Origin of the sequence: Bacillus sp. RZ2MS9, assembly GCF_001816185.2 — a bacterium.
In the GTDB taxonomy this organism is placed as follows: Bacteria; Bacillota; Bacilli; order Bacillales; family Bacillaceae_G; genus Bacillus_A; species Bacillus_A cereus.
Window position 1 is genome coordinate 785,963 of record NZ_CP049978.1, and the last position, 14,839, is coordinate 800,801.

Genomic DNA, 14,839 nt, shown 5'->3' on the forward strand with positions numbered 1-14,839 from the left:
AGACGGTAGCTTATTTATACTTGGAGTTTAACTGCAACTATTGTATTTTGCTGAATATAATACAGTACAGATAGGGGGCGGTTATATTATGAAAAGTGAATTTGCGTTTAAAGTTTTTTTAGTAACGACCTGTTTATTTATCGTGTATTTATATGCGTTTCTCGTCTTTTCTTTTTATGTTCCATATGTTGATTTAATATTGTTCTTCGGATTTATTTGGGCGTTTGTGAAAGCGAGGGAAGGAGAGAAGAGTATATATCGGCGCATTACCTTATGCGGGACGGCCGTTCTCGTTATTTTGTACTTTTTTATTATGCATGATTTTTGGAGGGGAATGTAAAAAAGCATACGATTAATCGCATGCTTTTTTTGTTTAATATTTAGGCTTAAATGTATGACAACAAGTTTCTACACTCGTTGCTACAGAACTTTCTAGCGTCTCGTTTGTTAAAACAGCAGCTGTATATGAATCATTTTCAGTTTGACCAGTTTCATCTGCATCAGGCTGAACGATGATCGCACTTGCTTGACAAAAGTTACCTTGTCCCCAAAAAGAACAGTTGGAAACAGAACATCTTACTTCTGGCATAAAACCCCCTCCTTATACATTAGTGTGGGATTTTACACCCATTTCATGTGTAGAAGGAGTTTCCTTTTCTCGTTACTTTTTCGTTTGCTCAAGCCATTCTTTTAATTTATCTTTCGGCTGTTCACCGCTAATACGGCTCACTTCTTTGCCATCTTTAAAATGAATGATTGTTGGTGTTCCTTGAATTTTATATTCATCCCAAGGAGCATCTAATTTTTCAATATCCATAACTTTCATATCAACGTTTAAGTCTTTAGCCATTGGCACTAGGACAGGAGATAATTTTTGGCAATGAACGCAAGATGTTTGATAAAAGTATACTGTTTCTTCTTTTTTCTCTTTTAAGTTCTTTTGAAGATCTGAAAGAGAGATTTTATTTGTGTAGTAGTCAGGACCGTTTGTCTTACTTTCAGTAGGATTATCAATCTTTTGGCTAGTTGAAGCGTTTTTTTCTTCCATTTGTGTTACAGCGAAAATTGCCGCAAACAAGGCGATAATAATACCACCAAATATAAGCATTTTTTTCATTCTTTCATCTCCTTATTTGTTTTTGATGACAATAAAGCTACAAACAGCGATTGTAATAAAGCCGATAAGTGCTAAAAACGGGATTGTAATAAAACCAAACCAGTTTATAAATTCTCCGGTGCAGGGTACACGACCGCAAGCTGCTCCAGCAGCTGAAAACGCTGGGACTTTTTGAATTGCATAGTGATATAAAGAAATACAAGCACCAATACTTGCAATTGGTAAAGAATAACTTGCGATGCGATAATCTTTTTTTGCTACAGCGATACCGAGCCATAAAACGAATGGATACATAAAAATACGTTGATACCAACAAAGTACACAAGGCTCAAATTTCATGATTTCGGAAAAATAAAGACTTCCCAGTGTAGCGATAAAAGAAGCTCCCCATGCGGTAAGTAAAGCATATTCTTGCTTTTTTTCTCGTCCCATATTTTATACCTCTCTTATAATAGTTACATACTAAATTATAGTATGAAGTGGTATGGAAAAGAAAGAAAAAATATGTTTATCAATAAAAGTTTTATGAGGAGAAACTTTTATTGATATAAAAATTTAAAAAAAGCGCCATTCTCCGGAAGAGAATAGCGCTATAGTTTACATTTGAATTTGTTCTACTTCTTCTACATGCGACTTTTGGGATGCGTGGTCAATATATTGAAATAGGAGCTGCAATTGTTTATCAACTTCTGGCAGTTCCTTGCTGTATTGATAAGCGTGTAAAAAATGCTCAATACGCTTAGAAAATAATTGATCGTTCGTTTGAACCATGAGAACGAGTAATTTATCCCAATTACAGCAATACGTGTAATAGAGAGCTTTATCATAGTCGTTATATGTTTGCACTGTGTACCCTCCTTACCGAGAGTTATATATAGTGTGTGATAAGTAAGGAGAAATACACTTGAAAGAATTTGTTAAGAAAAAATGAGAATGAAAAGAAAAAACGAGGAATTCCCTCGTTTTTTAAGCTTTTGGCATTGGCGTAGGTGTTGGTTTGCCATAGCCTTCTTTGTATTTATTATCGATATAGTTACGAATTTCAAGCGTTGATTTTCCTTTTTGTTTCATGGAAGCAGATTCAACTGCAATTTCTAGGCAATTGACGCAAGTCGTTGCATGGGAGTCCCAAACAACTTCACCATTCTTTTTAATTTCACGAATAAAGCAGTTTTTATTATTTTTATGTCCTACACTTTCACCGCAACCACAATAGCATGGAATCCAATCTAATAGCTCTGCATTTTGTCCAGCGACGGTGTAGATATCTTTCATTTGTGGATCAAGCTTATCTAGGAAGGTTGGAAGTGTGTCGACTCCTTTTGTTTTCTCTTGAATGTCAGCTTGCTGAGTGTGCGATGCGTGGTCATGTTCTTCTTGTTTTGATTCAGAAGATTTTTGGTCATTTGTACCAGTACTTCCGCATCCAGCAAGAATTAAGCTTAGTACTGCAAGTAAAGAAAATACATACTTTTTCATTCGCTTGTCCCCTTTACAAATGTATTAATCAAATTGTATCAGAGATTACGGTGTATCGGTTGAAGATTTTTTTGACTGATTTTTGAAGCGCCATCTTAGCGAATGAAATAGAAATAAAATTGGGATATAAGCGTATACAATATATAAACCCGCTTGAGATAGTACGGTATTTAATGTGTTGATACTTTCACGGTTTGTGAAAAGTAGAGAAGCTGAAAATATGATGAAAATAAAAAACGGTAATGTAAATTTAAATGAAATATGAAAGGAACGCTTCATCGTTTGACATGATGACCAAATGGTTAAGCAAAGGTTTGGTAAAATAATTAAAAACCAAACGAAAATAATAATATATTCAAAGCGCTGAATAAAAGGAACTTTAATTATTTTTAACATCGTTAAAGTAGGCCAAATAGTACGGTTTAATTGTCCCTCGCTGTAATACATAAAAGATACGATAGCTAAAACTACATAAATTAAGGTGCTAAAAGCAATTCCAGCATGGGCCCATCTTTTTAAAGATTTTCCTTTTTCAATAAAGGGATAAAAGATAAGAATTGTTTCAAACCCTAGAAATTCCAATGCAGAGTGTTTTGCAGATATAAGCATGTCAAAAGGTGAATGTGTAAAAATAGGTAAAATATTACGAAAATGTGCATACTTCATCGGATAGACTAAAAAGAATACAACGAACATAGGAAGAACAATACCCCAAAAACATATCCCTGTCACAGAACGGAAGCCACCTTTTATAATGTAGTAAGTGACTAATAAAAACATAAGCGTAAGCTTCCATAACTTAATGGTAGGGAAAATCCAAACTTGTATCACTTCCATATATGTACGAAGAACAGTAAGGCAAAATAATAAGCAATAAAGAGTGAAAATTACAGAAAATATAGAGCCAACCCATTTTCCAAAGGTTGTTGTATGAATACTAATTAAATCTCCGTCTTTTTCAAGCATTTTTAACATACAAAACAGTACAATATGAGTTGCAATACCTGCAATAATAAGAGAAATCCAAGCATCATAACCTGCATTTTTCAAAATTACACGTTGATATCCGAGAATTCCTATACCAATCTGGAGAGAATGCAATAAAATAAATGCAAAATATGGAGATACTGTCTTTGTTTTATTCATTGTATTCATTGCTTATTTCACCTCACTATTCTCCGATTCCAGATTGTACAATATTAAGATCTAAATTTATATCTACCGCTACATTTTTATACATATTTCGAATTTGTTTTATATTCCATTTTCTCGTATGGCTTCTAATTTCATCTCGTATTCCTAACGGATCAATTTCCTTTTCTTGAAATTGTTTTATTAAATCTTCACAGTCTTTTTCGACATTTCGTTCAATTTGTTTTTTTATATAGTTGATATTTGTTTCTTTTCTTAAATCAATCCAATTAGGAGAGTTTTTAATTAATCCATTTAATTTTAAATGGATTTTTACTTTTGGTATGTCGCCAGTTTGATCTATATCATATTTGTTTTTCCCAGCTAAGTTTTGTATCACAACCATACCTTTATGTTTATCCTTTTTTATTGCTGCTTCGTAACGTCCATTTTTCGTAGGATTAATAAGTAATTTTGCTAAAACAGAATGTCTTTTATCCGTATACATGACGACTTTATCGCCTTTTAAAAAGGCAAGTCCTTTGACAGCGACAGAATGATTATCGTCCATTTTAATATAAGGAACATAGGCATCACATACAGAAGAGTAATAATTATATAAAAAAATGTTTAATTCAGTTTGTGGAATGTTCTCATTTCTTATATTTTGCTCGAGTAAATCAGCAATATATAAAGACCCATTTTTTTTTCCGTAATTTAAAAGCTCTTCAGCCGATCCATCTACAATTGCTAGTTGTACATCACGCCCGATATTTGGGTCACGTTGTAAGTTAGTAATAATCTCTCCCATTCCGCGTTCCCCTAGAGCCTTTCCAAATAGGACGACACGCATTTGACCTACAACAACATTGTGAGGAGATTTCGCATTTAATCGTGAAGCAATTGTTTCAAGTGAACGGGCAGATGTTGTTTGCGTCTCTGGTTTAGACTTTACACCATGTGTGTACTCTGGGAATAGAATAGTTCCTTGGAATTTTTTGTTTTTTGTGATGTCAAATCCAGCAATATGAATAATACGCTGTGCATCCACTATATACGTTTGTGTACAGCCAGTTTGTAAAACGAAGAAGATAATGATAAGGTGCAATAAAATTTTTTTCATTCATTCTCACCATCACGTTTTTGCTTCGATTTGTTTGGATTGTAGCGCCATTTTGATTTTGGTCTAAGAAAAGAAGGTCTTTGTGCCGTTTGACTAAATGGTAATCGAAGAAAACCTTCTGCTGTACCTAAACCACGAAATGGATATAAAGGTAACAAATAAGGTGATCCAAGCGATTTTAATTTAATTAAATGAGCTAAAATAAATACAAATCCGACAGCGAGGCCTAATCCTCCGAATGCACCGGCTAAGAGAATAAGCGGAAAGCGTAACAACCGGATAGTAGAAGACATCTTTACAGTCGGTGTTGTGAAAGATGCAAGGGCGGATAAAGCAACTGCAATTAATAAAATTGTACTTGTTAAAGCTGCTTCAACAGATGCTTGGCCAATTACAATCCCCCCAACAATCCCGATCGTTTGTCCGACTTTTGTTGGTAAACGCGCCCCTGCTTCACGAAGCAATTCGATTGTAATTTCTAAAAAGAGTGCTTCTAGAATAGGAGGAAAAGGTACGTTAGCTCTCGAGAAAATAATAGGACCTAGTAGATCGGCAGGGATCATTTGATAATGATATGTTAAAGCCGCTGTATAAATAGCGGAGGAAAAAAGAGAAAATATAGCTCCGAAAAAACGAATAATACGAAAGAACGATCCAATCATCCACGGTAAATAATAATCTTCTGGTGAAATGAAAAAATCCAGTAACGTTGTTGGTCCTGATAAAGCATATGGAGAGCCATCTGTTAAAATTAAAACTTCCCCGTTAATTAATGCAAATACAGCTCGATCTAATCGTTCTGTAGGTAATAGAACAGGAAAAGGTGAATTGCTATTATCACTAATAAATTGCTCAATCATAGTTGAATCAAATGGGACATCAAAGTCAATGTCTTCTAGCCGTTGAATTGCGGTGTTGACAAATTGTTCATTTGTAATTCCTTCTATATAAGCAACTGCTACTTTTGTTTTTGATATAGATCCGACGGTAACTTCTTTAAAAATGAGTTGCTCCGTTACGATATTTCGGCGTAATAAGTGGATATTTGTATCAAGGTTTTCAACGAAACCGATTTTAGGCCCGATTACGCTATACTCATTTTCTGTATCGTTATATAATCGTTTTCCTAAAACAGTACTTTCGGCACGAATTAAAGCATATTGATCAGGATTCGAATTGTTTTTTAAGCGTATTAAAATATATCCACCTAATAATTTTTCACGAATATCATCAATAGAAGGGGAGGTAATAATGTCTTCAATAGAGATAATATTACATAAATCAGAGATGTTTTGGATTTGTTCCGATTCCTTTTTTATAGGAGTTAAAATGAATTGTTTAATAATAAGTGCTTCCACGACAGATTTATAATAAAACAAGCACAACGTTTCATCTTTAAGTATGTTATAAGAGACAAAATCGCTTGATTCTTTCATGGTTTGTATAAATTCTGGGATAGAACAAAGTGTTTTTGTATTAGTCTTTTTTGATTTCTTAGATGATAAACCGAACATTTTCTCACCCCTAACTTACATCATTTACTTGTGTTAGTTTTTGGGAAAGACGGGAATTTATACTTAAAAATTGAAAGTTCATAAAGAAAAGGAAGAGTAGTGAAAGCCTCTTCCTTTTTAGCATTTTAATTTGTTTTTTGTTCTTTAATAGACTTCACTAATTTCATCATTTCCGTTCGTATATCTTCTCTTTTTACATTTAATTTTTCGGCAATTTGTTTAATGTCCATTCCATCTTTTTTCATTTTTAATACATCATCAAGAGGGGTATTGCTTTTTTGAGAGATGATTGTTAACACAGTAAGATGACGCAATTTGATGTTATATTCTTTCATTTTTTGCTTTAGCTGATCAGGTGTGGATTTTTGCATAGTTGCTAACTGTTGTAGCAGTGCTTGCTTTGTTTCTTTATTCATATGATGCTTTTTCAGCTTACTTGGATCTACACCGAAATGCTCGGCTGTTTTCTCCCAAGATTTATTTTGCTTATAGTAAGCTAAAACATCTTTTATTTCTTTATTACTAATTCTTGCAATATGAGCAGCTTTCCAAATTTCATGTTTGTTATAGCCGAGTTTTTCTAGCGATTGCATTTCTTCTTCTGGAATTGGTTTATGGTGATGCATTGTTACTTCTTTTGGTGTGGCAGCGGATGTAGGGAAGGTGGATATCCCGCATAATAATGCTGCCATAGTCATACAAACAGCGATTTTTTTGTACATGTAAACTCCTCCTAGATGGATAATGTAGAAAACTGTACACATATCATTTCCATAAAATGTGAAATACTTGTGAACAAATCAAGTTTTTTTATTCACAGTATGAAATGACGTTTTTAGAAGTTTTCCAACATAAAACATTGATTAATAGTAAAAAACTAAGGTATAATCGAAATTGAAAATCAATATCAATGATGACGATAAACTTATACATATAGATAAAAATAAGGGAGAGATAAATATGACTACATATACTTCCATCGCTAATGTGATTAAAGAAAGACGCTCTGTTCGTACATTTACAGACAAAGCAGTAGAAAAAGATTTATTAATTGAACTATTAAACGATGCAACATGGGCACCAAATCATAAGCACCGTGAACCATGGAATTGTAAACTATACATCGGAGAAGGCCGCAAGAAATTAGTAGATGCAGTATTAAACTCTTTCACGGAAGAAGAAAGAGCGAAACGCGGTAAAATTTTATCAGATCGTTTTTTAAGCACGCCTGCACAAATCGTTGTATATATAAATGAAGATCCGCGTCAAATTCAACGTGATGAAGATTATGCTGCAACATGTGCATTCATGCAAAACTTCCAACTTCTTGCTTGGGAACGCGGATTAGGTTGCGTTTGGAAATCAGGCGGATTAAACTACAATCCATTATTTATAGAAGGAATCGGTTTAACAAGAGGCCAACGTATCGTTGGAATTCTTCATATCGGCTATTTCGATAAAGCGCCAGAAGGAAAAGCACGTACTCCGATTACGGAGAAGATGGAGATTATTGAAGGTTAATAGATGAGACATTCTCGTTTTTGCGGGGGTGTCTTTTTATTATGCAATCAATCCTCATGAAAGCTTGTTCTTCATCATACACTTTCTTAAGGGAAAGTGTAAGGAGGGAAAATAATGAGAGCAAGTGACGATAAAGCACTGCAATATGCGATTGCGGAAATTACGGAAATTGCGACTGGATTTGGGCTTGATTTTTATCCGATGCGTTATGAAATATGTCCAGCGGAAATTATTTATACATTTGGTGCATATGGGATGCCGACAAGGTTTTCACATTGGAGTTTTGGAAAACAATTTTTCAGAATGAAATTACAATACGATTTAGGACTTAGTAAAATATACGAACTCGTTATTAACTCTGATCCATGTTACGCCTTTTTATTAGATACGAACTCTTTAATTCAAAACAAATTAATTGTAGCGCACGTTTTAGCACACTGTGACTTCTTCAAAAATAATATTCGTTTTTCAAATACGAAGCGAGATATGGTAGAGAGTATGTCAGCGACAGCTGAACGGGTGAAAGCATATGAGCATAAGTACGGAAAAGAAGAAGTAGAAACATTTTTAGATGCCGTACTTGCCATTCAAGAGCACATTGACCCGTCGCTCATGCGTCCCAAACTTGCGTGGAGTATTGATGATTTAGAAGAAGAAGTAGAAAAGAAAAAGGTATCACAATACGATGATCTATGGAATTTAGATGATCGAAACAAAAAGAGAGAACGATCCAATATACACAAAAAGAAGAAGATCCCACCGCAACCAGAGAAAGACTTGCTCCTCTTTATTGAAGAATATAGCCGTGAGCTAGAAGATTGGCAGCGTGATATATTAACGATGATGCGTGAAGAAATGTTATATTTCTGGCCGCAGCTTGAAACGAAGATTATGAACGAAGGCTGGGCGTCCTATTGGCATCAACGCATACTTCGTGAAATGGACTTAACATCTGATGAAGCAATTGAATTTGCGAAATTAAATGCGGGTGTTGTACAGCCATCAAAAACAAGCATTAACCCATACTACCTTGGGATTAAAATGTTTGAAGATATTGAAGAACGGTACAACAATCCGACTGAAGAAATGAAACGACGAGGCGTAAAACCAGGATCTGGCCGTGACAAAATGTTTGAAGTACGCGAAATCGAATGGGATGTATCCTTCTTAAGAAACTACTTAAATAAAGATCTCGTAATGAGAGAAGATATGTATTTATTCCAGCGCCAAGGAAAAGAATATAAGGTAATAGATAAAGAATGGGAAAATGTACGTGATCAGCTCGTAAATATGCGTACAAATGGTGGCTTCCCATACTTAGTAGTAGAAGACGGAGACTACTTAAAAAACGGAGAGTTATACATTAAACATAGTTACGAAGGAATCGAGCTCGATTTAAAATATTTAGAAAAAGTATTACCATATCTTCATCAACTATGGGGAAGAACGGTGCATATGGAGTCCATTGTGGAGAGTAAGGGCGTTGTGTTTTCTTATGATGGTAAGATGGTGCATCGGAAGTATGTGTGAGGGGAAGAACGGACATAGGATACTGTGTCCGTTCTTTTTATTTGGAACCAAGTTAAATATGCTATTCTTGAAAAAAGGGAGTTATATAGAGAAATGGAGTGATTTAAATGAGCAAAATAGGGGTATGTAAGGTTGATATTACGCCGCCTGTAGGTATTGATTTTGTCGGATATCATAGAGAGACAGGAATAAATAATATTGAAGAGCGTATTTATGGGACAGTTTTTGTATTTGAAAAAGATGAAATGAAAACTGTGTTTATAAGTATCGATAATATTGGGATGTTAGTAGAAGATACGAATATGATTCGTGAGCGAGTAGCAAGTAGGCTTCATGTGCCATTTGAGCGAATAACGGTTGTTTATACTCATACGCATTCCGGTCCAGAGACAGTCGGTGATGATCCGCTAGTGCAGTCGTATAAAATGATTTTAGTAAATAATGTAGTACATGGTGCTGTTACTGCAAATAACAATTTAAAGCGATGCGAAGTTGGATGGAGTGTTACGACAGGTGATATCGGTGTAAACCGACGAGAGAGAACATCTGATGGAAAAGCAAAGATGGGAACAAATATAGATGGTGTTGTCGATAAACGAATTGGCATGTTAGCAATAAGAGATGCTGAAACGAAGGAGTTATCTGGGGTTTTAGTGTTTTGTACTGCGCATCCGAATGTTTTAAAAGGTGATAGTGATGAATTATCAACGGATTATCCTGGAATGACGAGAGAGATTCTAGAGAAGTTAGTGAACTGTCCTATTATTATCGTTCAAGGTGCCGCTGGAAATGTGAATGCGAAATATCGCGGTTCAAGGGAAGCGTTAAAACAAATGGCTTACATACTTAGTGGACATGTATTAACGATGTTACCAACAGTTACATATAGTCCAATTGTAAAATTAAGGACAGTTTCAAGTATGATGCAAATGAAGTTGAAGGATATTCCTGAAATTGATGAGATACGAAGCATGGCTCGATTAGCCGAGAAGCAGTGGGGCGTGAATACGGATGAATGGCTTGCTATCGTATTAGAGAAATATAGGCAAGGTATTCGGAAGTTACGTATAGATTTAGAAGTTCAACTGTTTCAAGTTAATGATGGTATGTTTTCAGGTATACCGATGGAACCTTTTTCAGAAACTGCCTTAGCAATGAAAGAGAGCCTTCAAAATGAATTGGCTTTCTTTGGTGGATATATGAACGGATATCTTGGTTATTTACCGACAAAAGACGAATATGCATATGGCGGATATGAAGTAGAATTAAGTCCTATTGTGTATGGAACAGTTACAAATTTGTTAATGCCACCGGGAGAGAATACTGCGGAGTTGATTGTGAAAAAGGTTATGGATTTATGTAATATGGTGAAACTTTAATGAGACAGGTTTTTGAACGCAGAGTAAAGAATATGACTCATTGTTTGATTTTGTTAAGTCAATGTAATTAATAATGATAATCATTATTAATTACATTGACTTCTAAAAAAAGAAAAACTAGAATTTATAAAGGGATCTTCAATTGTTCGCTATCATTTGTATAGGAGGTAAGTTATGTTGGATAGCTTTATTTCTATAAGATGTAGGTTGGCTCTTTATAGTTTTGGTGTTCTTTTTATCTTTTTTTGTACAGTATTTTTGGTGAATCAGAAGGTGTATGCAGAAGATGTACCGTGGACATCAGTTTCAAATGAGGGAGAACGTGTACTTTTTCAAGAACAATCTTTGTATAGTAATGATCGAAGGGGAGAAGATCTTGTTTCACCTTCATTTGAAGGGCGTAAACATGGTGGGGAAGATTGGGGATACTTATTAAGAGACAGTAATTTTAATTATCCATCTAATATCCTTACACATTCTGTAATAGGAAGAGATGATCGAATTAGAGTTACTAATACAACTTTGTATCCTTATAGGGCTATAGTACACTTAGTAATTCAATTTAATGGACAAGAGGTTTATGGGTGTACAGGAGCGCTAATTAGTAAAGATACAGTATTTACAGCTGGGCACTGTGTTTACAATAAAAAGCTTGGTGGATGGGCAAAAAATGTTATTGTGACTCCTGGTAGAAATGGAGATCAAGCACCGTATTTGCCTTATAGTTGGACAAAGCTTTATTCAGTAAGTGGATGGACTGATGATGGAGATTCGGAATTTGATTATGGAGCCATTAAATTAAATGGATCTCCTGGAGATTATACAGGTTGGTTAGGATATAGAACTACTAATGTAGAGTCTCCAAAGGGGTTACTCGCAGTAGTTCCAGGGTATCCGTGTGATAAAGTAGGAAATGAAAAATATACTATGTGGACAGATTATGGACCAATTGAAGGCACTAGTCCTAGAATTTTAACATATAGGATGGACACTTATGGATGTCAAAGTGGAGCACCTGTATATCATGACTATTCTCGTACGGGTGTAACAATAATAGCTACCCATACAGTAGGAAGTAATTCTTGGAATTCTGGAAACCGGGTGACAGACGATGTTTTTAATAATCTTAAAAAATGGTCTGAATAAATATAATAAGCTTTTATGGATTTTATTTTGTGTATTGGTCATAATCGTAATGACTAGTTATATAGTAAATAATGAAAAGAAGTTTAGTAAGGTTGTTAATTCTGTAACTTTTCACGTGAAAAATAAAGAAAAACAGCCAATAAAAGATTTTGAAATTATACTTATGAAAGACGAATCACCTGAACCCAGTAAAGAAATTGGGATCTCAATAGGGAAAACAGACGAAGAAGGAAAAGTTATTTGGAGGAATGTGAGAAAGGGAAAATATATCGTATTTTTGCCAAATAACGAGACGCAGATGGTTATGATTAATGATAGAGATGCAACGAAAAAAATAAATATATCATTGTAGAAAAAGAGTCCATTGGGATTCGTTTTCTCAGGTTGTGGCATTAAAGAATTTTACGTGGAATGGATTTAACCTTATGTGAAGAAGCTATTGATTTTGAAAATTTAAATACAGGTGTATTTAAATTTTCAAAACACGTATTTATACATTGGTTTAATCGTGCAGAAAGTTATAGAACTATACGCAAAAGAACTTGGAGGTATCTAAGTTCTTTTTTATTTGTTTCAAATTTGTGAAAGAAAGACATATTGATTGAAATTAAATTTTTTATACTCTATCATATACCCATACAGGTATAGGTTTTTGTTTAATGCATGAGGAAATTAAATAATAAATAACATGGAGGTTTGAAATATGTCTAGAAAAATTGTTGTAGTAGGCGGAGTTGCTGGCGGGGCATCAGTAGCTGCAAGGCTTCGTCGTTTAAGTGAGGAAGATGAAATTATTATGGTTGAACGCGGTGAATACATTTCGTTCGCAAACTGTGGATTGCCATATTATATTGGCGGTGTCATTACAGAAAGACAAAAGTTATTAGTACAAACTGTTGAAAGGATGTCAAAACGTTTTAATTTAGATATACGTGTATTGAGTGAAGTTGTAAAGATTAATAAAGAAGAGAAAACAATTACGATAAAGAATGTAACTACAGATGAAACATATAACGAGGAATATGATGTTTTGATTCTTTCACCAGGGGCGAAACCAATTGTTCCACCTATTCCGGGCATTGAAGAAGCGAAGGCGTTGTTTACGTTACGAAATGTACCTGATACAGATCGTATAAAAGCGTATATTGATGAGAAGAAACCACGTCATGCGACGGTTATTGGTGGAGGATTTATTGGAGTGGAAATGGTTGAGAATTTAAGAGAACGCGGGATTGATGTTACTCTTGTAGAGATGGCGAATCAAGTAATGCCACCAATCGATTATGAAATGGCAGCATACGTACATGAACATATGAGAAATCACAATGTTGAGCTTGTTTTAGAAGATGGTGTAGATGCGTTAGAAGAAGACGGGGCTATTGTACGTTTAAAAAGTGGCTCAGTTATAAAAACAGATATGATTATTTTAGCAATTGGTGTGCAACCAGAGAGTAGTTTAGCGAAGGATGCAGGGTTAGCACTAGGAGTTAAAGGAACGATAAAGGTAGATGAGCGTTTTCAAACGTCGGACCCGCACATATATGCAATTGGTGATGCGATTGAAGTGAAAGATTTTGTTACAGAAACAGAAACGATGATTCCTTTAGCGTGGCCAGCTAATCGTCAAGGTCGCATGTTAGCAGATATTATTCATGGTCATACGGATTCTTTATATAAAGGTACGATGGGAACTTCTGTGGCTAAAGTTTTTGATTTAACAGTTGCTTCGACTGGAGTGAATGAGAAAATATTAAAACGACTAAATATACCCTATGAGGTAGTACATGTACAGGCAAATTCTCATGCGGGATATTATCCGAATGCTACGCCTGTGCTAATAAAATTAATCTTTAATAAAGAAAGCGGAAAAATTTATGGAGCGCAGGCGTTAGGGCGTGATGGTGTAGATAAGCGTATTGATGTTATTGCAACGGCAATGAAGGCAAACTTAACTGTAATCGATTTGCCGGATTTAGAATTATCATATGCCCCGCCCTATTCTGCTGCAAAAGACCCAGTAAACATGGTGGGGTATGCGGCAAGTAATATAGTAGATGGTTTTGTGGACACAGTGCAATGGCATGAAATAGATCACATTGTTAAAAATGGTGGATATCTTATTGATGTTCGAGAGCCTAATGAACTAAAACAGGGAATGATTAAAGACTCTATTAATATTCCGTTAGATGAATTACGTGATCGATTGGATGAAGTGCCAATGGACAAAGAAATATATATCACTTGCCAATTTGGTATGAGAGGGTATGTTGCAGCGCGCATGTTAATGGAAAAAGGATATAAGGTAAAGAACTTAGATGGTGGCTTTAAATTATACGGAACAGTAGTACCAGAACGTGTTGTATATTAATATTTTTTCATCTTCCACTTCAAAATTTGGTGGAAGATGAAAGCCTATATAGTAAGGTTTCACTTCTTGTTTTGTGAACATATAAGATAAATATTAAAAATAGGGGTTTACAAAATACCCTATAGGGTATAATATATTGTCATAGGTTATAAATAGTGACATAATGGTAATGAGGTGATTATAGAATGGAATATAATCAAGATATGAAAAATAGATTGAAACGTATTGAAGGTCAAGTTCGTGGTGTGCTTCGTATGATGGAAGAAGGAAAAGATTGCCGAGAAGTTATTACACAGTTAACAGCATCTCGTTCTGCACTTGATCGTACAATTGGACTCGTTGTTGGAACGAATTTAGAGCAGTGTTTGCGTGAACAGTTTGAAAGTGGTAATGGTTCAAATGAAGAGTTAATTAAAGAAGCTGTTCAATTACTTGTAAAAAGCCGATAATCTGTCAAACGTAAGTGTTGACAGATTTTCAAAAACGTTTTAATATACCCCTACAGGTATACGTATATAAATTATGGAGGAA

At 34.8% G+C, this 14,839-nt stretch carries 17 protein-coding genes; 8 read left to right on the forward strand and 9 right to left on the reverse strand.

Annotation, left to right across the window (positions count from 1 at the left end; all coding sequences use genetic code 11):
• The first annotated feature begins 88 nt into the window (after window positions 1-88).
• Window positions 89-340: a hypothetical protein gene (locus BHV55_RS04035; protein WP_000834195.1), complete on the forward strand. Its 252-nt coding sequence runs from the start codon at window positions 89-91 to the stop codon at window positions 338-340.
• 33 nt (window positions 341-373) lie between these two features.
• Here the strand turns inward: BHV55_RS04035 and BHV55_RS04040 are convergent, their stop codons facing one another.
• The 9 genes from BHV55_RS04040 to BHV55_RS04080 all read right to left on the reverse strand — a co-directional run bounded on the left by BHV55_RS04040 (window position 374) and on the right by BHV55_RS04080 (window position 7,086).
• A complete protein-coding gene (locus tag BHV55_RS04040; RefSeq protein WP_001115481.1) occupies window positions 374-589 on the reverse strand; it encodes a DUF1540 domain-containing protein in 216 nt (71 codons plus the stop codon).
• A gap of 72 nt (window positions 590-661) precedes the next feature.
• The gene (locus BHV55_RS04045; RefSeq protein WP_000738440.1) at window positions 662-1,117 is read right to left on the reverse strand and encodes a thioredoxin family protein; all 456 of its coding nucleotides are present in this window, start codon (window positions 1,115-1,117) and stop codon (window positions 662-664) included.
• Window positions 1,118-1,129: 12 nt separating this feature from the next.
• Complete coding sequence (locus BHV55_RS04050) at window positions 1,130-1,549, reverse strand: disulfide formation protein C (RefSeq protein ID WP_000532264.1); 420 nt, start codon at window positions 1,547-1,549, stop codon at window positions 1,130-1,132.
• A 165-nt stretch (window positions 1,550-1,714) separates the two neighbouring features.
• Window positions 1,715-1,963, reverse strand: coding sequence for a YhdB family protein (locus BHV55_RS04055; protein WP_001195459.1), 249 nt, complete (start codon window positions 1,961-1,963; stop codon window positions 1,715-1,717).
• Between the two features lie 120 nt (window positions 1,964-2,083).
• Entirely contained in the window at window positions 2,084-2,596 is a 513-nt protein-coding gene (locus BHV55_RS04060; RefSeq protein ID WP_000761029.1) for a PCYCGC domain-containing protein, read from the reverse strand.
• A gap of 45 nt (window positions 2,597-2,641) precedes the next feature.
• The gene (locus BHV55_RS04065; protein ID WP_001095041.1) at window positions 2,642-3,751 is read right to left on the reverse strand and encodes a GerAB/ArcD/ProY family transporter; all 1,110 of its coding nucleotides are present in this window, start codon (window positions 3,749-3,751) and stop codon (window positions 2,642-2,644) included.
• A 16-nt stretch (window positions 3,752-3,767) separates the two neighbouring features.
• Entirely contained in the window at window positions 3,768-4,850 is a 1,083-nt protein-coding gene (locus BHV55_RS04070) for a Ger(x)C family spore germination protein (protein WP_000722248.1), read from the reverse strand.
• Entirely contained in the window at window positions 4,847-6,364 is a 1,518-nt protein-coding gene (locus BHV55_RS04075) for a spore germination protein (protein WP_000467489.1), read from the reverse strand. Before BHV55_RS04075 ends, BHV55_RS04070 begins: the two co-directional genes overlap by 4 nt.
• A 125-nt stretch (window positions 6,365-6,489) precedes the next feature.
• Entirely contained in the window at window positions 6,490-7,086 is a 597-nt protein-coding gene (locus BHV55_RS04080; RefSeq protein ID WP_070757366.1) for a hypothetical protein, read from the reverse strand.
• Window positions 7,087-7,324: 238 nt separating this feature from the next.
• On the opposite strand from BHV55_RS04080, the gene BHV55_RS04085 reads away from it, so the two are divergent.
• The 7 genes from BHV55_RS04085 to BHV55_RS04115 all read left to right on the forward strand — a co-directional run bounded on the left by BHV55_RS04085 (window position 7,325) and on the right by BHV55_RS04115 (window position 14,757).
• Window positions 7,325-7,885: a nitroreductase family protein gene (locus tag BHV55_RS04085; protein WP_000214819.1), complete on the forward strand. Its 561-nt coding sequence runs from the start codon at window positions 7,325-7,327 to the stop codon at window positions 7,883-7,885.
• 114 nt (window positions 7,886-7,999) lie between these two features.
• Complete coding sequence (spoVR, locus tag BHV55_RS04090; protein ID WP_070757365.1) at window positions 8,000-9,415, forward strand: stage V sporulation protein SpoVR; 1,416 nt, start codon at window positions 8,000-8,002, stop codon at window positions 9,413-9,415.
• A gap of 107 nt (window positions 9,416-9,522) precedes the next feature.
• Window positions 9,523-10,794: a neutral/alkaline non-lysosomal ceramidase N-terminal domain-containing protein gene (locus BHV55_RS04095; RefSeq protein WP_070757364.1), complete on the forward strand. Its 1,272-nt coding sequence runs from the start codon at window positions 9,523-9,525 to the stop codon at window positions 10,792-10,794.
• 174 nt (window positions 10,795-10,968) lie between these two features.
• Window positions 10,969-11,940, forward strand: a complete 972-nt coding sequence (locus BHV55_RS04100; protein WP_000887282.1) for a trypsin-like serine peptidase — start codon at window positions 10,969-10,971, stop codon at window positions 11,938-11,940.
• A complete protein-coding gene (locus BHV55_RS04105; RefSeq protein WP_000478587.1) occupies window positions 11,906-12,292 on the forward strand; it encodes a DUF2606 family protein in 387 nt (128 codons plus the stop codon). The genes BHV55_RS04100 and BHV55_RS04105 overlap by 35 nt, the downstream gene beginning before the upstream one ends.
• A gap of 351 nt (window positions 12,293-12,643) precedes the next feature.
• A complete protein-coding gene (gene cdr, locus BHV55_RS04110) occupies window positions 12,644-14,308 on the forward strand; it encodes a CoA-disulfide reductase (RefSeq protein WP_070757363.1) in 1,665 nt (554 codons plus the stop codon).
• A 185-nt stretch (window positions 14,309-14,493) separates the two neighbouring features.
• Window positions 14,494-14,757, forward strand: coding sequence for a metal-sensitive transcriptional regulator (locus BHV55_RS04115; RefSeq protein ID WP_000456206.1), 264 nt, complete (start codon window positions 14,494-14,496; stop codon window positions 14,755-14,757).
• The last annotated feature ends 82 nt before the right edge of the window (window positions 14,758-14,839 follow it).